Source organism: Phenylobacterium sp. (assembly GCF_031181185.1).
Lineage (GTDB): Bacteria > Pseudomonadota > Alphaproteobacteria > Caulobacterales > Caulobacteraceae > Phenylobacterium.
Genome location: NZ_JAPSKZ010000010.1, coordinates 1 through 18,745, shown reverse-complemented (window position 1 = coordinate 18,745; position 18,745 = coordinate 1). Strand labels below are relative to the sequence as shown.

Here is an 18,745-nt window from a genome sequence, read left to right as displayed (position 1 = left end):
ACCTACGCGTCGTACCAGCCCTTCGAAGCTAGGCCGAGAGCTGAGAGCGCACCTTGGCCCGCAGCACGTCGATTGGGGCCAGACCCTTGTCCGACTTGAAGTGCCAGTAGGTCCAGCCGTTGCAGGCCGGAGCCGACTGAACCATCGCGCCGACCTTGTGGATCGAGCCCGAGAGCTCGCCCACGACCAGGCTGCCGTCGGCGCGCACACGGGCGGCGTTGCGGCCCTTGGGGCAGTAGAGGACGTCGCCTGGCCGCAGGAGGCCGGCTTCGACGATCGTGCCGAAGGGGATGCGCGGCTCGGCCCGTTTCGAGCCGGTCACCGCCATCTCGTCCGCGGTGGCCGGCACGACCTTGGCGATGCGCTGCTTGGCGAGCTTGGCGTACTCGGCCTCGCGCTCGATGCCGACGAACTTGCGGCCGAGCCTGCGGGCGACGGCGCCCGTCGTGCCGGTGCCGAAGAACGGATCCAGGATCACGTCGCCGGGCTTGGTGGAGGCCAGGATCACCCGGTGCAGCAGGGCCTCGGGCTTCTGGGTCGGATGGGCCTTGGCGCCGGCGCCGTCCTTCAGGCGCTCGTCGCCCGTGCACAGCGGCAGCGTCCAGTCCGAGCGCATCTGCAGCTCGTCGTTCGCCATCTTCATGGCGTCGTAGTTGAAGGTGTAGCGACGGCCGCCGCGCGACTTGGTCGCCCAGATCAGGGTTTCGTGGGCGTTGGTGAACCGGGTGCCCTTGAAGTTCGGCATCGGGTTCGACTTGCGCCAGACGATGTCGTTGAGGATCCAGAAGCCCAGGTCCTGCACCGCCACGCCCACCCGGAAGATGTTGTGGTAGCTGCCGATCACCCAGATCGCGCCGTCGTCCTTCAGCACGCGGCGGCATTCCTTCAGCCAGGCGCGGGTGAAGGCGTCGTAGGCCTCGAAACTCTCGAACTGGTCCCAGTGGTCGTCGACCGCGTCCACCTTCGAGTTGTCGGGCCGCAGCAGGTCGCCGCCCAGTTGCAGGTTGTAAGGCGGATCGGCGAACACCAGGTCGACCGAGCGGTCCGGGAGCTTCTTCAGCTCCTCCAGGCAATCGCCCTCAATGATGGTGTCGACCGGCAGGCCCATCGCGCAAACCCTACAGGAACAGGAAACTGAATCCTGGAGCCTTATGGTGAAGGCCCCGTTGACGCGCATGGTCAACGGGAAGTTAAGCCGCCTTGCGCGCTTCCGCGACGTGCGGGGCCAGGACGCCCAGCAGTTCGGCGACCGACACCGGCTTGTTCAGGTGTCCGTCGGCGCCTGCGACACGACCGGCGTCCACGTGCTCGGGCAGGCAATTGGCCGAGACGATGTAGATCGGCGCGCGCTGGCGGGCCTGGGCCTCTTCCCAGGCGCGGATGCGCCGCGTGGCCTCCAGCCCGTCCATGACCGGCATCTGGATATCCATGAGGATGGCGTCGAAGGCGCCGCGCGCGACGGCGTCCACGGCCTCCTGCCCGTTCTCGACGCTTTCGCAGTCGATGCCGGCGCTCTCCAGGATCAGCTGCAGGACCTGCCGGTTGACGGCGTTGTCGTCGACGACCAGCACGCGGAAGCCTTCGCCCGGAACCGGTTCCGGCGCCTCGTCCTCGACGGCTCCGGCGGGCGCTGCAGGTTCGAGGGCCGGCAGGTCCAGCTCGAAGCGGAACACCGAACCTTCTCCAGGGCGGCTGGCGCAATCAAGTTCGCCGCCCATCAGGCGCACGTACTCGTCACAGATGGCGAGCCCCAGGCCCGCGCCGCCGTGGCGACGGGTGGAGGTGTTGTCGCCCTGCCGGAAGCGCTGGAACATGGTGGCTCGGGAGGCCTCGTCGAAGCCGGCCCCGGTGTCTTCGACCTCGAAGCGGACGCGCGCGCCCGAGCGCACGACGCGCAGGGTCACACGCCCCTCGTCGGTGAACTTCAGGGCGTTGCTCAGCAGGTTGCCCAGCACCTGACGCAGGCGCACGGCGTCGCAAAGCACGTCGGTCTCGCACGCCGGATCAACCTCAGCAGCGAGCGCGAGGCCCAGCTCGTCGGCCCGGGCCTGGAACAGGTCGCGGGCCGAGCGGACGACCTCGCCCAGGCTGGCTCTCTCGGGCCGCAGCTCGACGGCGCCCGCTTCGATGCGGGCGAGGTCCAGCAGGTCGTTCAGCAGCGCGTTCAGCAGCGAGCCCGACGCCTGGATTACGCCCACCAGCTCCTGCTGCTTCGCTGAGAGCGGGCTGCGCATGAGGATGTCGGCCACGCCCAGCACCCCGTTCAGGGGCGTGCGGATCTCGTGGCTCATGTTGGCCAGGAATTCGGTCTTGGCTCGGTTGGCGGCCTCAGCGGCGTCGCGCGCCTCGGCCAGCGTGCGGGCCGTCTCCCGCTGCTCGGTGACGTCGGTCATCACCGTCACGCCGCCGCCGTCGTGGGTGGTGAAGGCCTCGTGCCGCATCCAGCGGCCGTCGGGCAGGCGCAGCTCGGAGGGCGGCACGCTCGCGCCGTCCACATGGGCGTTCCAGCGCTCGACCGCGTCGGGGCTCTCGACCGGTCGCCAGCCGGCCAGCAGGGCCGCTTCCACGAAGCGCTCGCGCCGCACGCCCGTGGCCGGCGGCCGGCCGCAGCCGTCCATCAGGTCGGCGAAGGCGTGGTTCCAGGCGGTGAGCCGTCCGGCCGGGTCGAAGAACGCGAGGCCTGCAGGAACGACGTCGAGGGCGCTGCGCACGCTCTTCAGCGTCGAACGCCGGCCGAGGCGCTCCATCCAGATCAGGCTGCCAGCGGCGGCCAGGATAAGGACCGCGAGACCGCCTGCGGCCACCGCCAGCTTGCCGCGCCCCATCGCCTCGGCCGGGGGTGCGAGCGTCGGATCGGGCGCGAGCGTCAGGGCGGTCATGCCCGTGAAGTGCAGGCTGCAGATCGCTAGGACCAGGATGACCGCCGGCACGAACAGCGCACGCGGGCCGCGGAGCCGGCCACGGGCCCCGAACGCCAGCATGGCAAGCACAACGCCGAGGACAATGGACGCTGTCAGATAGACGGGCTCCCAAACCATCTGGGCCTGGGCGCGCATGGCCAGGATGCCGGTGTAGTGCATCGCGCCGACTGTCGCGCCGGTGACGGCGCCGCCGGCCAACTGGCCCGCGCGGTTGCGGGCCAGCACCGGCAGCCCGAAGCCCAGCAACATACCGCCGACGGAGATCGCCAGCGACGCGGCCGTGCCCACCGGGTCGTAACCAACCGGGAGGTGCGGCTGGTAGGCCAGCATAGCGACGAAATGGGTGGCCCAGACGCCCGCGCCCGCGGCCAGACCGCTGAAGCCGGTCCAGGCCCAGCGCATCCCATCCCGCGTCCGCAGGCTGCGCAGATGGAAGCCGAACGCAGCGAGGCACGCCGTCGCGCAGATCAGCGCGGCGGCCGCCACCAACCGGAGGTCGTGGCCTTCGTAGACGCAGGTCAGAACCGCGAGCATGCGGGCTCCAGACGAGTTACCGCTGCCCCATACTGGCAAAGTCGTAAGAAATTCGTTGACTTACCGCCGGTTGCAGACGCGGGTTACGTCGCGTCAAGCGTTAGTCGGCGAAGGGCAGTTCGTCCTGCAAGGCGTCCTCGAACGCCATCAGCGGGTCCTTGCCCATCAGCGCCAGCTTCACCGGTCCCCAGTTCAGGCGGTGGATCTGGCAGGGCCCGAGCGTCAGCAGCGCCTCCGCGTGGACCGGAGCGCGATAGCCCTTGTGGCTGGCGAAGCCGTAGCCAGGGTAGACGGCATCCATCTCGGTCATCAGCCGGTCGCGGGCGACCTTCGCCAGGATCGAGGCTGCGGCGATCGACTTGGACTTGCCGTCGCCGCCCACCACCGTCGTCACCTCGCAGGGCAGCTTGAACCGATAGTTGCCGTCCACGAGGGCGAACGCCGGCTTCACCGCCATGGCCTCGATGGCCCGGCACATGGCCAGGCCGGTGGCGTGCAGGATGTTGAGGCTCGCGATCTCCTCGACGCTGGCGAAGCCCACGCCCCAGGCCACCGCCTTCGCCTTGATCTCGAGCTCCAGGCTCTCTCGAGCCTTCGCGGAGAGCTTCTTGGAATCGTCCAGGCCCTTCGGGATCTTGCGGGGATTGGGGTCGAGGATCACGGCGGCGGCCGAGACCGGCCCCGCCCACGGACCGCGGCCCGCTTCGTCGACCCCGCAGACCGGGCCGCCGACGAACGCCTTCTCGAGGAGCATCGTGGGACCTTTGGCCATCAGCGCACGAGCCTCTTCACTTCGTCGTGGCGGAAGCAGCAGGTCAGGTGGTCGTTGACCAGGCCCGTCGCCTGCATCCAGGCATAGACGATCACCGGCCCCACGAACTTGAAGCCCTTTGCCTTCAGCGCCTTGGAGACCTCCACCGCCAGTGGCGTCTGCGCCGGCACGTCGCCGGGGCCCCAGCGGTTCTGCACGGGCTTGCCGCCCACGAAGCCCCAGCAGAAGTCCGAGAAGTCCTCGCCGCGGTCGCGCATGTCGAGGTAGATCCGCGCGCCCGAGATGGCGGCGTCGATCTTGGCGTTCGAGCGGATGATGCCGGCGTTGGCCATCAGCCGGGCGCGGTCGGCGTCGTCGTAGGCTGCGACCTTCTCCGGATCGAAGCCGTCGAACGCCTCGCGGAAGGCCTCACGCTTGCGCAGGATCGTGATCCACGACAGCCCCGCCTGGAAGCCGTCCAGCACCAGCTTCTCCCAAAGCGCCCGGGAGTCGTACTCGGGCACGCCCCACTCCTCGTCGTGGTAGCGCTCGTAGAACGGGTCGCCGTTCATCCCTTTCCAGGTGCAGCGCGTCGGGGCCTCAGTCATCGGCGGCACCCTCACCTGACGGCGCGCCGAACCTCAAGCTCCCTTTCGCCGCATCCGGACGCCTAAGCCGCGTTATCCCCAGCCGTTTGCGGGAACCAGGCCGGCGTTTCGACTTGCGCCGAACGATCCCCGACGGTGAGGGGCGCGCCCAGCGCCCGGTCCAGCCGGACCAAGGCCATGGCCCGGCCGTCCACGCCCGACAGCACCTCGCCCGCCCGCAGTTCGCCCGCGAGGATCTCGGTTCCGGGCGGCGGGGGCGCCCCCTCGAAGGTGATCGGCAGCATGCGGCTCTTCACCTGACCCCGGCGCTTCATCCGAGAGGTCGTCTCCTGGCCGACGAAGCAGCCCTTCTTGAAGTCGATGCCGCCGAGGAGGTCGAAATTGGCCTCGATGGGATAGGTCTTGTCCGAGCCCCAGTCGGCGGGGCCGGGCACGCCCAGCGCGAGGCGGTGAGCTTCGTAGGCCGTCTCATCGGCATCGCCGGCGCCCTCCCCGTAAATGCGGGCGCCCAGCTCGGGCAGGCGCGGGTCGACAATGCCGTCCGACGCCGGGAAGGCCGCGAACACCTTCGCCTCGCTGGCGGCCAGGTCCACCTTGGCGCGCAGCCGGTAGAGCGTCAGGCGCTGGAGCAGCGCGTCCCGGTGCTCGGCGGCCACGTCCAGCAGGCACCCCTCGTCGGCGCCCACCAGGAACAGGTCGTAGAGCAACCGACCCTGAGGCGTCAGCAGGGCGCCGAAACGGGCCTCGCCGGGCCTGAGCGTCTCCACGTCCTGGGTCAGCAGACCTTGCAGGAAGGTCCGCCAGTCGGGACCGCCGACGGCGATCACCGCGCGGCTGTTCAGCTGAGCGACAGTCATGACCTGCAATTTGGGGCGCGCCGCGGTGTAGCGCCAGCGGCGGGTTGGGCTATGGGTGGCGCATGGTGTCCGGTCCGTTTCCGATTCTTTTCATCACCGCGACGCGCATCGGCGACGCCGTGCTCTCCTCGGGGCTGATCAAGCGGCTGCACGACGAGATCCCGCACGCGCGGTTCACCATCGTGGCCGGCCCGGCCGCGGCCCCGCTGTTCGCCGAGGTCCCGAACCTCGACCGGGTGATCGTCATGGAGAAGGCCAAGTCCGGCGGCCACTGGTTCGAGCTCTGGCGGCAGGTTCGCCAGCGCCGCTGGGGACTGGTCGTGGACCTGCGCGGCTCGGGCTTGGCCCGGTTCCTGCGCACGCGCCGCCGGGCGATCCACAAGAAGAGCGCCGAGCCCGTTCACAAGGTGGTCGAAGCCGCCCGTGTCCTGCGCATCGAGGACGAGCCGGCCGCGCCCCATCTCTTCACCTCGCCCGAAATCGACGCCTACGCCGCCGAGCTCGTCGCCGGCGAAGGGCCGATCCTGGCGCTGGGGCCCGCCGCCAACTGGATCGGCAAGACCTGGCCCGTCGAGCGCTTCAGTCAGGCGGCCATGCGGCTGCTGCGCGGCGAAGGCCCGCTGAAGGGCGGCCGGCTGATGGTGGTGGGCGGGCCTGGCGATGCGCATCTGGTGCGAGGCCTGCGCGACGTCGGACCGAACCGGATCATCGACCTGACGGGCAAGGACCTGCTGACCGCCTACGCGGCGCTGACGCACGCGCGCCTGTTCATCGGCAACGACAGCGGCGCCATGCACCTGGCCGCCGCCGCGGGGACGCCGACGCTCGGCCTGTTCGGGCCGTCGGACGAGCGGCTCTACGCGCCCTGGGGGCCGAATGCCCGGGTCGTGCGGGGGCCGCGCGAGTTCGAGCAGATCCGAGCGGTGGACCCCGGCCTGGACCAGGCCATCTGCCACATGATGGACCTTCCGGTGGAGAAGGTGGTAGGCGCGGCGAACGAACTGCTCGCCGCCACGGAGGCCACGACCCATGGCTGAGACCTTCGATCTGATCGTCCGCCGCGGCGAGGTGGTGAACCACGCCGGGCGTGGCCCTGCCGACATCGGCGTTCGCGGCGGCAAGATCGCCGCCATCGGCGACCTTTCCCAGGCCTCGGCCGGCGAGACCTTCGACGCCGCCGGCCTGACGGTGCTGCCCGGCGTGATCGACACGCAGGTGCACTTCCGCGAGCCCGGCCTCGAGTGGAAGGAAGACCTGGAGACCGGCTCGCGCGCGGCGGTGCTGGGCGGCGTCGTGGCCGTGTTCGAGATGCCGAACACCGAGCCCACCACCACCGACCCGGCGACGCTGGAGGACAAGCTGGCCCGGGCGCGGGACCGCATGCACTGCGACCACGCCTTCTACGTCGGCGGCACGCACGAGAACGCGAAGTTCCTGGGCGAGCTGGAGCGCCTGCCCGGCTGCTGCGGCATCAAGGTCTTCATGGGCGCCTCCACCGGCACCCTGCTGGTGCAGGACGACGAGGGCGTCGAGCAGGTGCTGCGGCACATCCATCGCCGCGCCGCCTTCCACTCAGAGGACGAGTACCGCCTGGCCGATCGCCGACCGCTGGCGCGCACCGGCGACTGGACCAGCCACTACGAGGTGCGCGACGCCCAGTCGGCGATCCAGTCCACGGAGCGGCTGGTGCGGATCGCCCGCAGCCTCGGGAAGCGCATCCACGTCCTGCACGTGACCACGCGCGAGGAGATCGCCTACCTCGCCCATCACAAGGACGTGGCCTCGGTCGAGGTGACGCCGCAGCACCTGACGCTCGCCGGCCCCGAGGCCTACGAGCGGCTGAAGGGCTTCGCCCAGATGAACCCGCCGATCCGCGGGCCCGAGCACCGCGACGGCCTCTGGCTGGGCGTCGCCAACGGCGTGGCCGACGTCATCGGCTCAGACCACGCGCCGCACACAAAAGAAGAGAAGGCCCGGCCGTACCCGGCCTCGCCGTCCGGCATGCCGGGCGTGCAGACGCTGCTGCCCGTGATGCTGACCCACGTGGCCGAGGGACGCCTCAGCCTGGAGCGCCTGGTCGACCTGACCAGCCACGGCGCCAACCGCATCTTCGGCCTCGCCGACAAGGGCCGGCTGGCCGTGGGCTACGACGCCGACCTGACCGTGGTCGATCTCAAGGCCCGCAAGACGATCCGCCACGAGGACATGGCCAGCCGCGTGGGCTGGACGCCCTTCGACGGCTTGGAGGCCAAAGGCTGGCCGATGGCGACGATCGTCCGCGGCCGGGTGGTGATGCGGGACGGCGAGATCACGGCCCCGCACCTGGGCCAGCCGGTGCGCTTCCTGGAAACCCTCGCCGCCTAGAACGGCAGGATGTTCCGCTTCCGCGTGTAGGCCAGGTAGCCGACGTTCGCGCCCAGGCGCAGGCCGACGCCGGCGCGGATCGGAGCCAGGGTCACGCCGCTGGCCTTCTGGTAGTTCACGCCCAGGCCGCCCACCACATAGGCCGAGCCTTCCACGCCGGGGAAGCGCTGGAAGATCATCTCGGGCACGTGCAGGTCGTACACCAGCGTGAAGACGCGGCTGGCGTTGCCGCCGAAGTCCCAGCCGATCGACGGGCCCTGCCAGAAGACCTCCATCGGCTCCTTGTCCTTCATGTAGAGCAGGCCGCGGCCGTAGCGGCCGCCGACCACGAAGGCGCCCGAGCCCTCCTCGCCGGCGATGTAGCCGGTCGGACGGCCGTTCTTGGCGAACAGGCGCTCGACGACGCCGCCGGCCGTCTCGGCCGTGACGCCCATGAAGTCGGACACGCCGCGGACGATCTCGTCCTGGCTGTAGGTCTTGTCCTCGTTGCCGGCGGAGTAGGTCGGCGTCGGAGGCTGCGGCGCCGGCGGGCCTTCGGTGGCCTGGGGCGGCGGCGCTTCGCCGGCCGGCGGCAGGGGTTCGCTCGAGATCGACTGGGCGCGCGCCAGGGCGGGCGCACTGAGGGCGACGAGCCCGGTGGCGATGAGCGTGCGACGGTCCATGGGCGGCGTGCCTCCTTGTAGCTTCCAGCTCCCGTCCCCACGGTCTGATGCCGCCGCGCAGCTTAATGCCGGATTAACCACAATCGCCGTGACGCGACGTCCCACCCGCTCATCCGCCGCGGCGCTGTCGGCGACTACTTGGCCGCCTCCGACAGCGCCTTGTTGATCGGAGCCAGGAAGATGGCGGCGGTAAGAAGGTCGGCGGCGCAGCGACGTCTGATCGCCGTCGCCTGCTCCTCCGTGGTCGGGCGCGGCAGTTGCGCGATCCGCTCGGCGACTTCCGTCTCGCTCATCCGAGTGGTCAGGCGACCCAGGTAGTACATCATCGCGAGGTCAGCACGCCGCTTGTCGGCGTCCGCGAGCCTGCCTTTCGACCTCGCCACGTCGACGAGGCACTCGAGGTCCGGATCCGATGCCCGAGGCTGGGCGGCCCCCAATCCCGGCAGAGCGAACACGGCGAGGCCGACGATCCAAAGATGTGGGAGGGCAGGAAACGGGAGGCGGGCCATGTTCGAGAGCTAGCCGCGGAATTTGTCGGACGGCGACCGCGCTTGGGTGCGTCCCCGCTCGCTGTTCGGAGCCCGAAGTTGAGCTCACATCCCTGGTCAGGCCCTGCAGCGCCTGCTCAACTGGTCAGCTGCCAGGAGAGGCGCAGGAGGTTGTCATGAGTGACTACGGAGTGCGCGCCGCGCAAGCGTCGGAGAGTGACGCCGTTCTCGACACGCTCATGCTGGCGTTCAGCGGCGACCCTTGCCTGCGCTATGTGCTGGACACGCCCGAAAAGCTCCTGAAGGGCTTCCGTCCCTTCGCCCGCGCGATGGGCGGGGCCGCTCTGGAGGCGGGCACGGCTTGGCTCGCAGAGGACGCCGCCGCAGCCGCGCTATGGCTCCCGCCCGGCGTTACCACGGACCGAGAGGCCATGATGGCGGTGATCGGCGAGCTGGCGCGGGAGGAGAAATTGCCCGTGCTCGCCGAGGTGGGCGAGACCATCGCCCGCTACCATCCAGAGGAGCCCCACTGGTACTTGGCGATGATTGGCGTCGATCCCGCCCGCCAGGGGCGCGGCTACGGGTCGGCGATTCTCCGGGAATCGTTGCGGCGCTGCGACGAGGACAGGGTCATCGCTTACCTCGAGAGCTCCAACCCCAAGAACGAGCCGCTTTACGAGCGCCATGGCTTCGAAGTCTTAGGCTCCGTCCAGCCCGGAGATTTCCCCGGAATCAAGCCGATGGTGCGCCAGCCGCGGCGCTAGCGATCTTCGGGCCTGGTGAGGCGAAGAGCTGGCGGCCCCTCGCCTGCTGTCCGGCCCAGGCGCCGCCCCGAGTAGCCCGGCCAAAGTCAGCCGTAGCTCTCGACATGACGTTGAGGTCAGGTCCAGACGCAGACCTCACCGCCCGCGACGGGTTCAGGACTCGCGCTTGGCGCCACGCTCCGCTTGCGCCGCAAGCTGGCGCCAGCCTTGCGCTACGCGTTCGTATGCCTCCCGCTCCGCCGTCGACGTCGCGCGTTTCGCTGCAAGTTCGGCTTCTTGAGCGCGCTTCTTGAACTCATTGGCTGTCACGATCGCCTCCGAAGCGAACCGCGCCGCGTCTCGTCGAGCAGGTTGTCGGCGTTCCGCCCCGGCCGGGGTGCGGCTGCCCCCGTGGCGACGGCGCTAGCGTGAGGTCGCGCCCGCGGCTCGGACGCGACCTCGCTTGGCTAGAAGCGCACCCGCAGGTCGGCCCTGAGGCGGTGTTGCGTGGCCTTGCCGCTGTACTGACCGCCGTAGGAAATCCCCGCCATGCCCCGGGCGCCGAAGGGCAGCTCCAGACGCAGGTCCAGCGCCGCCGCGTCGCGGGCGAGCGCAGCCCCCGTCACCGCAAAGGCCTCGCCGTCTTCGAAGGCCACCCTGGTCTTGGGCGCGACCTCTCCAAAGGCGTGGCGCCAGCCGAGCAAGGCCCGCAGCCGCGCCTCGGTCCCGCCGAGCGCGAGGCGGGTGGATGGCCGGACGCCGAGCGTGGTGACGGTCTGGCTCATGGTCTCGGTCGCGCCGCTCAGCGCCGCCGAGCCGCCGGTCTCGGTGAAGCCGTCCGTCCGCAGCCGCACGTGGGCGACGTTGACGAACGGGCTCCAGTCGAGGCCGCCGGCCGGGAGGCTGTAGGCCAGGTCGGCGAAGGCCTGGGTCGTGCGGGCGTCGTAACCAGCCTCGAGCGACTGGCTGAGGCCCGGGAAGGCCACGGTGCGGTCGGTGTCGATCTCGTGCCAGGCCAGGGCGCCGCCGGCGCGCAGGCTCAGCGCGCCGCGTTCGCGGCCGGCGTAGGCGCCGAGGTGATAGTCCTGGCTCTCGCCCTTGGAGGCGCGGGCGTCCACGTCCCAGTCCGAGCGGGTGTAGCCCGCGAAGGCGCCGAGCCGCCAGCCGCCCAGCGGGGCGTCCATTCCGAGCAGGAAGCCGGCCGAGGACTGGTCGGCCTGGGCGGCGTTGCTGTCGCCGTCCAGCTTGCCCCAGCCGCCGAACACCTGGGCCCAGCCCGCGGGCCGGTCGCAGGCCTCCTCCGCTGCGCCGACCTGCTCATCGCAGTCGTCCAACCGCGCCATCGCCGCATCGCGGATCATGCCGCTCTGCTGGACCAGCACCGCCTGGCCGGACGCATGCGCCTCGCCCGAGAGCTGGTCGAAGGCGGCGCGGGCGGTCGGATCGTCGGCCAGATTGACCAGCGCCGTGCGCAGGGCGTTGTCCTCCGCCAGGCGGTCGGCGCCCGTGGCTGCGGCCGTCTGGTTCGGCGTCTGCGCCGCTTCGGCGAGTGCGCGGACCTGCTCGACCGTGAGATAGACGTTGTTGGCGTCGTAGGCGTCGTCCAGGCCCAGGAAAGCGGACAGCGCCCCGGTTTCGCCGGCCAGGGTGTAGGTCCCGGTCACGCCGCCGGCGGCGCTCAGCACCACAAAGGACTGGCCGACCCGATAAGTCCCGCCGCCCACGCGGCTCACGTTCAGCACCGCGCCGGGGGCGAGCGTCGCCGCGCCGCCCACAACGATGCGGTCGGACGCGCTGGTCGCCGGGTCGACCTGCGCCTGATAGGTGGAACCGGCCGCCTGGGCGAAGCCGCCGTTCACGGTGAGCGTCCCGACGCCGCTTTCGCCCGGCGCGACGGTGGCGCCGGTCTCGAGGTTGGCGCCGCCGACAATCCCCGAGCCGGTCAGGCCCGCGCCGCCGCGCACCGTCACGGTGGAGCCCGCCAGCGACCCGTTCACCGCCAGCACGCCCGCCTGCACGTCAGTGGGGCCGCCGAGGGTTCCGGCGCCGCTGTAGGTCAGCCGTCCCGCGCCGAGCTTGTGAAGGTCCCGCCGCCGTTCAGGGCGTTGGCGAAGGTCGCATCCGCCGCCTGGTCGATCACCAGGGCGCCGTCGTCCTGGATGGCGCCGGAGCCGAAGCTGGCCGCTGTTCCCCGCAGGGTCCCGGCCGCGATGGTCGTGCCGCCCGCGTAGGTGTTGGCGGCCGTCAGCGCCGTGGTTCCGGCGCCCATCTGGCGCACCGCGCCCGCGCCCGAGATCACGCCCGAGAAGGTCACGGCGTCGGCGCGGTTGAACGCCAGCGTCCCGTCGTTGGCCACGTTGCCCGCGATGGAGCCGCTCGTCCCGCCGTCGCCCAGTTGCAGGGTCCCGGCGGCGATGGTCGTGCCGCCGGCATAGCTGTTCGCGCCGGTCAGCACGGTCGTCCCCGTCCCGGCCTGGCGCACCGAGCCCGAGCCGGAGATCGTCCCGGCAAAGGTCACCGCGTCCGACCGGTCGAAGACGAGGCGGCCCTCGTTGGCTACGTCGCCCTGGATCGAGCCCGAGGTCCCGCCGTCGCCGATCCGCAGCGTCCCGGCCGCGATGGTGGTGCCCCCGGCATAGGTGTTGGCGCCCGTCAGCACGAGGGTCCCGAGGTCGTCCTTCACCACCCGGGTCACGCCCGTCAGCTCCGAGGCGATCACCGCGGTGAAGCCGGTGCCCGCCGCCGTGCCGTCGCCGACGCGGATCGTCGCCTCGGGCGTCCCCAGCGCGATCCCCCCACCCTGGAGCTGGTAGCCGTCGGCGGCGAACTGCAGGCCGGTCGCCCCGATCGGTCCCCCGCTGGCGTCCACGGTGACCGTTCCGCCCGTGCCTGCGAAGACGGCGAACGACGGCTCGGTGTAGGCGCCGTTGGCGGTCGCCTCGGCGCTGGTCCAGGCCGCCCCCGTACGGCTCCAGGTCCCCGACCCGCCGGTGATCTGGCCGTCCGCCGCCGTCCCGCCGTCGCCGTCCCAGAAGCTGAACGTCGGCGGGGGCGGACCGCCGCCACCGCCGCCGCCACCGCCGCCCGAGACGCCGCTGACGATCAGGTTCACCTGGTTGGCGATGGAGGTCTGCACCGTGGCCGAGCCGGCCGGCAGGACGCCCACGTTCAGACCCTGGTCGTCGAGCGTGCCCGTGTAGTCGATGATCCGATAGAGCCCGTCGCCGAAGACGCCGCCGGCCGTCTCCGTGACATCGATCGTCCCATCCAGCCGCAGGTCGCCACCCACCACGATCAGGTCGTTCAGCGCGTTGCCGGGATCGTCGGCCGCCCCGAACTCCATCTGCAGGATCGAGCCGCCGTTCAGCACCAGGTCGCCGGCGATGGTCAGCGTGCCCGGGCTGTTGCCCGGCGCGAGGACGCCGCCGTTGGCCACCGTGACGTCGCCGCCGACCGTGCCCGAGCCGCCCAGCAGACCGCCCGCGTTCACCGCCACCGTGCTCGTCGCGCCGCCAAGCGTCCCGTCCACGCGCAACTCGCCGCCCGAGATGGTGGTCAGGCCCGTGTAGCCCGTGCTGGCCCCCGTCAGGTGGGTGACGCCCGCCACCTGGTTGATCGCGCCCTGCCCAATGAACTGCGTGGCCAGGCTGTAGTTCGTCGAGGTGTGGTTGAAGTTCAGCCGCCCATCGCCGGGCCCGAAGCTCAGCGTCGCCGCCGAGAGCACGCCCGCCGTGGCCGCGGCCTGCCCCTCAGCGCCGCCGATGTTGAGCACTCCGGAGCCCGACGAGTTCAAGGCGATGCTCATCGGACCGGTGACGCTGATCGCGGAGCCGCCCGAGAGCGTGGTGACGGCTGCCCCGGCGCCGACACCGATATTGAAGACGCCCGTCGCGAGCGTGGAGCCGTCCGCGACCCGCAGGTCGGCCAGGCCTCCGTCCGCGCCCACGTTGAGATTGCCCGCTCCGACGAAGCCGCCGTTGACGATCTCCATGCGGCCGGTGCGGAACCGCATGTTGCCCGTGACGGTCCAAAGGGCGTCGGAGACCGTGACCTCCGCCGGCGTGGCGTTGCCGAAGTCGTAACCGATCCAGGCGCCGGCGCTGTTGATCCGGCCGCCGTCCGAAATCGTCAGCCGGCCCACATTCCCGCCGACATTGATGGCCACCTGCACATCGGTGGCGGTGATGAGAGACCCGGTCCCGGTGACGGTCACGTCGGCTTCCGGCGTGATGTCGCTCGACGCGATCGCGAAGAGGCCGGCCTCGACCTCTCCCCCGTTCTCGACCACGAACGTGATCTGAGTACCATCGGTGTTGCCGATCATGGCGGCGCCACCGACGAGCAGCGCCGATCCCGGCCCGCTGACGCGCGCCGCCGCGATCCCGCGGGCGTTGAAGTTGCTCGACGTCTCGAGCTGGGCGCCGCCCTGGAGGTTCAGGGTGCTGCCGACAAGCGTGACGACGCCGCCGATGGCGGACTGGCCCGTCAATGTCAGGGCGCCGCCGCCCTGGATGTTCACCGCGCCCGTGCCGGTGATGGCGCCGCCATAGGTCAGCGCGCCGGTGCGGTTGAAGGTCAGGGTCGCGTTGTTGACGATGTTCCCGGCGATGGAACCCGTTGCCCCGCCGTTCCCGATGCTCAGGGTTCCGCCCGAGATCGTGGTCGTTCCCGCGAAGCCAGAGTTGTCGCCCGTCAGCCGGGTGACGCCCGCCACCTGGTTGATCGCCCCGTTGCCGGAGATTGCCGCACCGAAGTCGTAGTTGATGGAGGTGTGGTTGAAGTTGAGCCGGCCGACGCCCGGTCCGAAGACCAGGGTCGTGGCCTGCACGGCTCCGGGAGCGGCGGCGGCCTGGCCTTCGACGCCGCCGATGTTCAGGACGCCGGTTCAGCCCGCGATGTGCCCCAGCTTGAGTTGGCCGCCAACGGTCAGGTTGGCGGAGTCCGCCACGGTGACGGCGGCCCTCCCGTTCGCTGTAGCGGCTCCGACGTTCAGGTCGGCCGTCACGCTGAAGCTCGAGCCAGGATTGCGGATGAACAGGTCGGCGTCGCCGCCGACGCCATTCAGGTTTCCGCTGGCCGCGCTGAAGGCGCCCCCGTCCAGAACCGAGATGGCGCCTCGTGCGAGAAACAGGTCGCTGCTGAGCGCGACAGTGGAGCCCGGATTTGTGACGGTCAGCTGCGATGCGACCGTGTTGCCGAAAAAGGCGTTGCCGATGGTCAGCGTGGCGCTTTGCACCCTGCCGCCGCCTGTCACCTGGAGGTTACCCACGCTCGACGTAGATGCGCTGACGCTGATGCTGCCTGACACGTGCAGCAAAGAGCCTGGGCCATCGACGACCAGTGCGCCGGCCGCACAGGTGGTCCCCATCGTGAGGCCGGCCGTATGAAGGACGCCTCCAGCCTCCATCCGGAGCAGCCCGGCGCTCCCGCCCACCTGCGTCGTGCCCGTGGCCGTGGCGACCCCCGCACCGCCGACGACAAAGGCTCCGCCGGTCCCGCTGGTGACGATCTGCGTCGCGTTCAGCGTGCCGCTCTGCAGGCGCACCGTCGCGCTCTGAGCCCCGAGGTTGCCGGCGATGGCATTGGAGCCGACCAGCTGAACCTCTCCGCCGCCGCTCACGGTCACGAGGCCCGGGCCGTTGAACCTGACGACGCTCAGGTCGAAGCCGCCGCTGTTCAGCGTGATCGGCTTGCTCGCGGCCGGCATGGTCGCAGGGTCGCTGACCGTGATGTCGGCGGTGAGGGTGATGGTTGCGTTGGCGTCCGCATCTGCGTTGGCGCTGGCGATCGCGGCCTTCAGCGACGCCTCGTCGCTTGCGTTGTAGGTTCCCGCGCTGGCGGCGTTCGGCGCCAGCGCCGCTGCGAGGGCGAAGCAGGAGGCGGTGGCCAGCAGGGCGGCCGAGGTCGTCATTCGCATGGCGTTCTCCGAGGCGGCCTTGTCGGCGCGCGCGAATGGCGCGCCGTGGAGGCGGTCTGCAGATTTCGATGGGGAGCCCGCGCATCAGCGGTTCGGGGCTCATTTGAGCCCTCGGAGGGGGCGCCGGATAGGTTCGCGCGTGCGGCGAACCGACGGGCCGAACGCCCCGGCGCACCGGGCCGGCCCTTGAACTCAGGCCTTTGAGATAAGCGCACTACGCTACTCCGATCACTCGTGGCGCAGCTTGCTGGCGCTCCTCAGAGACCACAACCTTTGCGGGTGTCGCGGTTACAAGGTTTTACATTTCGCATTCCGCCGTTGGGTGAATTGGCGATTGTCTCCGATCGCCTTCCGCCGCCGGTGAGCGGATGACGGAAGGCTGAAGCACAACAGCCACACGACAGCCCAGCAGCACCCACCTGAGGCAGCTCCTCGGAGCATGACCGTCTGAGGGTCCGCTCCGACCCGTAGCCGGCCTTGCAGCCGGCTGGCCGCGGGGGTTTCCGCGGCGCGACGACCCTGCGCCTCGCAGAGCACGCGATATGTGCTAGAGGGCGCGCGCAATGACGACTCCCCTCGACAAGATCCGCAACTTCTCGATCGTGGCGCACATCGACCACGGCAAGTCGACGCTCTCCGACCGCCTGATCCAGGAGACGGGCGCGCTGTCGGCGCGCGAGATGTCCGAGCAGGTGCTCGACAACATGGACATCGAGCGCGAGCGCGGGATCACCATCAAGGCCCAGACGGTACGCCTGCACTACAAGGCCGACGACGGCGAGACCTACATCCTCAACCTCATGGACACCCCCGGCCACGTGGACTTCGCCTACGAGGTCAGCCGGTCGCTGGCCGCCTGCGAAGGCTCGATCCTGGTGGTGGACGCCAGCCAGGGCGTCGAGGCCCAGACCCTGGCCAACGTCTATCAGGCCATCGACAACAACCACGAGATCGTGCCGGTCCTGAACAAGATCGACCTGCCGGCCGCAGAACCCGACCGGGTTCGCCAGCAGATCGAGGACGTGATCGGCCTGGACGCCTCGGACGCCGTGGAATGCTCGGCCAAGTCGGGCGTCGGCATACACGACGTGCTGGAGGCCATCGTCCGACGCCTGCCGCCGCCGAAGGGCGAGCGCGACGCGCCGCTGAAGGCCCTGCTGGTCGACGCCTGGTACGATCAGTACCTGGGCGTGGTCGTGCTCGTCCGCGTCTTCGACGGCACGCTGAAGGTCGGCCAGAAGGTCAAGATGATGCAGACCGGGGCCCAGTATCAGATCGACCGTCTGGGGGTGTTCCGGCCGAAGCAGACCGACGTGGCCGAGCTCGGCCCCGGCGAGGTCGGCTTCATCACCGCCTCGATCAAGGAAGTGGCCCACGCCGCCGTCGGCGACACCATCACCGACGAGCGCAAGCCCACCGACAAGCCGCTGCCGGGCTTCCGCGAGGTCCAGCCGGTGGTGTTCTGCGGGCTCTTCCCGGTGGACGCGGCCGACTTCGAGGACCTGCGCGCCGCCATCGGCCGCCTGCGCCTGAACGACGCCAGCTTCACCTACGAGATGGAGACCAGCGCGGCCCTCGGCTTCGGCTTCCGCTGCGGCTTCCTGGGCCTGCTGCACCTCGAGATCATCCAGGAGCGCCTGTCCCGCGAGTTCGACCTCGACCTGATCGCGACGGCCCCATCGGTCGTCTATCGCGTGAAGATGACCAACGGCGACGAGATCGAGCTGCACAACCCGGCCGACCTACCCGACCCGGTGAAGATCGACAGCATCGCCGAGCCCTGGATCAAGGCCACCATCTTCACGCCGGACGAGTACCTGGGCTCGATCATCAAGCTCTGCCAGGATCGCCGCGGCGAGCAGCGCGAGCTGTCCTATGTCGGCAACCGCGCCATGGTCGTCTACGACCTGCCGCTGAACGAGGTGGTGTTCGATTTCTACGATCGCCTGAAGTCGATCTCGAAGGGTTACGCCAGCTTCGACTACTCCATCGAGGGTTACCGCGTGGGCGACCTCGTGAAGATGTCGATCCTGGTCAACGCCGAGCCGGTGGACGCGCTCTCCATGCTGGTCCACCGAGACCGGGCCGAGAGCCGCGGCCGGGGCATGGTCGAGAAGATGAAGGAGCTGATCCCTCCGCACATGTTCCAGATCCCGATCCAGGCGGCGATCGGCGGCCGGATCATCGCCCGCGAGACGGTGCGCGCGCTCCGCAAGGACGTGACGGCCAAGTGCTACGGCGGCGACATCAGCCGCAAGCGCAAGCTCCTCGACAAGCAGAAGGAGGGCAAGAAGCGCATGCGGCAGTTCGGCAAGGTCGAGATCCCGCAGGAAGCCTTCATCGCCGCGCTGAAGATGGACGCTGACTGATAAGCGCGGCCGAGGTCGTCCGCGGAGTCTCGCCTAGAGTTGGTTGAACTCGCCGCAGCGGCACTTGACGACCACGTCGCGCAGCGCGGTCTCGTCGGCTTCGGTGAGGATCACTTCCTCGCACGCCCCGCAGCGGTAGACCGTCCCCAACTTCGCCTCGCCCGCGACCTCCTGCGCCTGCAGGACGGTGCGGCGGCCCACGAAGAGGCCGGGGAAGGTACGCATGGGAACTTCAAGCACGGGTATACTCCAGGTACGCGGGGGGCCGTTTCGCACCGCACAATGTTCCTGGCAAGCTTTCGTTGCAGCGCGGCGACAGACTTCGCGAAAGCTTCGCGAAACTGCCTGTGGAACGATCATTTCCGGGCGGGCGGGACCAATTTCCAGAACGCCAGCACCGCAGCGAAGAGCGCCAGGTAGAGGCCGGCGAACACCCACATCGGCAGGTCCCAGTAGATCAGGCCATTGACCCAGCGCATGATCATCGGGTCCTCGGTTCCGCCGCCGGTCAATGGCCTGATCTACTGGGAC

16 protein-coding genes are annotated in these 18,745 nt (G+C 70.1%); 4 read left to right on the top strand and 12 right to left on the bottom strand.

The genetic code is table 11. From position 1 onward, the window contains the following. Nucleotides 1-28: 28 nt before the first annotated feature. From RIF93_RS02270 to RIF93_RS02250, 5 genes are all read right to left on the bottom strand, one after another. Nucleotides 29-1,108 carry a site-specific DNA-methyltransferase gene (locus RIF93_RS02270; protein WP_309088039.1) on the bottom strand — a complete coding sequence of 360 codons (1,080 nt, stop codon included), beginning with the start codon at nt 1,106-1,108 and terminating at the stop codon, nt 29-31. A gap of 82 nt (nt 1,109-1,190) precedes the next feature. Then, a complete protein-coding gene (locus RIF93_RS02265) occupies nt 1,191-3,455 on the bottom strand; it encodes an ATP-binding protein (RefSeq protein WP_309088037.1) in 2,265 nt (754 codons plus the stop codon). Nucleotides 3,456-3,555: 100 nt separating this feature from the next. Then, nucleotides 3,556-4,227: a ribonuclease HII gene (locus RIF93_RS02260; protein WP_309088035.1), complete on the bottom strand. Its 672-nt coding sequence runs from the start codon at nt 4,225-4,227 to the stop codon at nt 3,556-3,558. After that, nucleotides 4,227-4,814: a DNA-3-methyladenine glycosylase I gene (locus tag RIF93_RS02255; RefSeq protein ID WP_309088033.1), complete on the bottom strand. Its 588-nt coding sequence runs from the start codon at nt 4,812-4,814 to the stop codon at nt 4,227-4,229. Before RIF93_RS02255 ends, RIF93_RS02260 begins: the two co-directional genes overlap by 1 nt. 62 nt (nt 4,815-4,876) lie before the next feature. Then, nucleotides 4,877-5,671: a folate-binding protein YgfZ gene (locus RIF93_RS02250; RefSeq protein ID WP_309088031.1), complete on the bottom strand. Its 795-nt coding sequence runs from the start codon at nt 5,669-5,671 to the stop codon at nt 4,877-4,879. A gap of 62 nt (nt 5,672-5,733) precedes the next feature. On the opposite strand from RIF93_RS02250, the gene RIF93_RS02245 reads away from it, so the two are divergent. Next, on the top strand, nt 5,734-6,708 hold the full coding sequence (locus tag RIF93_RS02245) for a glycosyltransferase family 9 protein (RefSeq protein ID WP_309088029.1): 975 nt from the start codon (nt 5,734-5,736) through the stop codon (nt 6,706-6,708). Continuing rightward, a complete protein-coding gene (locus tag RIF93_RS02240; protein ID WP_309088027.1) occupies nt 6,701-8,035 on the top strand; it encodes a dihydroorotase in 1,335 nt (444 codons plus the stop codon). Before RIF93_RS02245 ends, RIF93_RS02240 begins: the two co-directional genes overlap by 8 nt. Here the strand turns inward: RIF93_RS02240 and RIF93_RS02235 are convergent. Continuing rightward, on the bottom strand, nt 8,032-8,697 hold the full coding sequence (locus RIF93_RS02235) for a DUF1134 domain-containing protein (protein WP_309088025.1): 666 nt from the start codon (nt 8,695-8,697) through the stop codon (nt 8,032-8,034). The two genes, RIF93_RS02240 and RIF93_RS02235, sit on opposite strands and share 4 nt — an antisense overlap. 134 nt (nt 8,698-8,831) lie before the next feature. Further along, a complete protein-coding gene (locus RIF93_RS02230) occupies nt 8,832-9,206 on the bottom strand; it encodes a hypothetical protein (protein WP_309088023.1) in 375 nt (124 codons plus the stop codon). 155 nt (nt 9,207-9,361) lie between these two features. Between RIF93_RS02230 and RIF93_RS02225 the strand changes: the two genes are divergently transcribed. Next, nucleotides 9,362-9,949 (top strand): GNAT family N-acetyltransferase, encoded by a 588-nt coding sequence (locus RIF93_RS02225; protein WP_309088021.1) that lies wholly within the window; start codon nt 9,362-9,364, stop codon nt 9,947-9,949. A 446-nt stretch (nt 9,950-10,395) separates the two neighbouring features. Here the strand turns inward: RIF93_RS02225 and RIF93_RS02220 are convergent, their stop codons facing one another. From RIF93_RS02220 to RIF93_RS02210, 3 genes are read right to left on the bottom strand one after another with little or no spacing between them, the layout of a single operon-like run. After that, the gene (locus RIF93_RS02220) at nt 10,396-11,946 is read right to left on the bottom strand and encodes an autotransporter domain-containing protein (protein WP_309088019.1); all 1,551 of its coding nucleotides are present in this window, start codon (nt 11,944-11,946) and stop codon (nt 10,396-10,398) included. Between the two features lie 38 nt (nt 11,947-11,984). After that, nucleotides 11,985-14,756 carry an autotransporter-associated beta strand repeat-containing protein gene (locus RIF93_RS02215; RefSeq protein ID WP_309088017.1) on the bottom strand — a complete coding sequence of 924 codons (2,772 nt, stop codon included), beginning with the start codon at nt 14,754-14,756 and terminating at the stop codon, nt 11,985-11,987. Between the two features lie 57 nt (nt 14,757-14,813). Continuing rightward, on the bottom strand, nt 14,814-15,839 hold the full coding sequence (locus RIF93_RS02210) for a hypothetical protein (RefSeq protein ID WP_309088015.1): 1,026 nt from the start codon (nt 15,837-15,839) through the stop codon (nt 14,814-14,816). Nucleotides 15,840-16,408: 569 nt separating this feature from the next. Here RIF93_RS02210 and lepA point away from each other — a divergent pair. Continuing rightward, nucleotides 16,409-18,214, top strand: a complete 1,806-nt coding sequence (lepA, locus tag RIF93_RS02205; protein WP_309088013.1) for a translation elongation factor 4 — start codon at nt 16,409-16,411, stop codon at nt 18,212-18,214. A 33-nt stretch (nt 18,215-18,247) separates the two neighbouring features. Here lepA and RIF93_RS02200 read toward each other — a convergent pair whose 3' ends face one another. Together RIF93_RS02200 and RIF93_RS02195 are read right to left on the bottom strand one after the other, a co-directional pair. Next, a complete protein-coding gene (locus RIF93_RS02200) occupies nt 18,248-18,439 on the bottom strand; it encodes a hypothetical protein (RefSeq protein WP_309088011.1) in 192 nt (63 codons plus the stop codon). A 131-nt stretch (nt 18,440-18,570) separates the two neighbouring features. After that, a complete protein-coding gene (locus tag RIF93_RS02195; protein WP_375163818.1) occupies nt 18,571-18,693 on the bottom strand; it encodes a hypothetical protein in 123 nt (40 codons plus the stop codon). Between the last annotated feature and the right edge of the window lie 52 nt (nt 18,694-18,745).

Bases quoted from the DNA above. Each gene is read 5' to 3' on its own strand.
- RIF93_RS02270 (WP_309088039.1), bottom strand. From the start codon at position 1,108: ATGGGCCTGCCGGTCGACACCATCATTGAGGGCGATTGCCTGGAGGAG.
- RIF93_RS02265 (WP_309088037.1), bottom strand. From the start codon at position 3,455: ATGCTCGCGGTTCTGACCTGCGTCTACGAAGGCCACGACCTCCGGTTG.
- RIF93_RS02260 (WP_309088035.1), bottom strand. From the start codon at position 4,227: ATGGCCAAAGGTCCCACGATGCTCCTCGAGAAGGCGTTCGTCGGCGGC.
- RIF93_RS02255 (WP_309088033.1), bottom strand. From the start codon at position 4,814: ATGACTGAGGCCCCGACGCGCTGCACCTGGAAAGGGATGAACGGCGAC.
- RIF93_RS02250 (WP_309088031.1), bottom strand. From the start codon at position 5,671: ATGACTGTCGCTCAGCTGAACAGCCGCGCGGTGATCGCCGTCGGCGGT.
- RIF93_RS02245 (WP_309088029.1), top strand. From the start codon at position 5,734: ATGGTGTCCGGTCCGTTTCCGATTCTTTTCATCACCGCGACGCGCATC.
- RIF93_RS02240 (WP_309088027.1), top strand. From the start codon at position 6,701: ATGGCTGAGACCTTCGATCTGATCGTCCGCCGCGGCGAGGTGGTGAAC.
- RIF93_RS02235 (WP_309088025.1), bottom strand. From the start codon at position 8,697: ATGGACCGTCGCACGCTCATCGCCACCGGGCTCGTCGCCCTCAGTGCG.
- RIF93_RS02230 (WP_309088023.1), bottom strand. From the start codon at position 9,206: ATGGCCCGCCTCCCGTTTCCTGCCCTCCCACATCTTTGGATCGTCGGC.
- RIF93_RS02225 (WP_309088021.1), top strand. From the start codon at position 9,362: ATGAGTGACTACGGAGTGCGCGCCGCGCAAGCGTCGGAGAGTGACGCC.
- RIF93_RS02210 (WP_309088015.1), bottom strand. From the start codon at position 15,839: ATGACGACCTCGGCCGCCCTGCTGGCCACCGCCTCCTGCTTCGCCCTC.
- lepA (WP_309088013.1), top strand. From the start codon at position 16,409: ATGACGACTCCCCTCGACAAGATCCGCAACTTCTCGATCGTGGCGCAC.
- RIF93_RS02200 (WP_309088011.1), bottom strand. From the start codon at position 18,439: ATGCGTACCTTCCCCGGCCTCTTCGTGGGCCGCCGCACCGTCCTGCAG.
- RIF93_RS02195 (WP_375163818.1), bottom strand. From the start codon at position 18,693: ATGCGCTGGGTCAATGGCCTGATCTACTGGGACCTGCCGATGTGGGTG.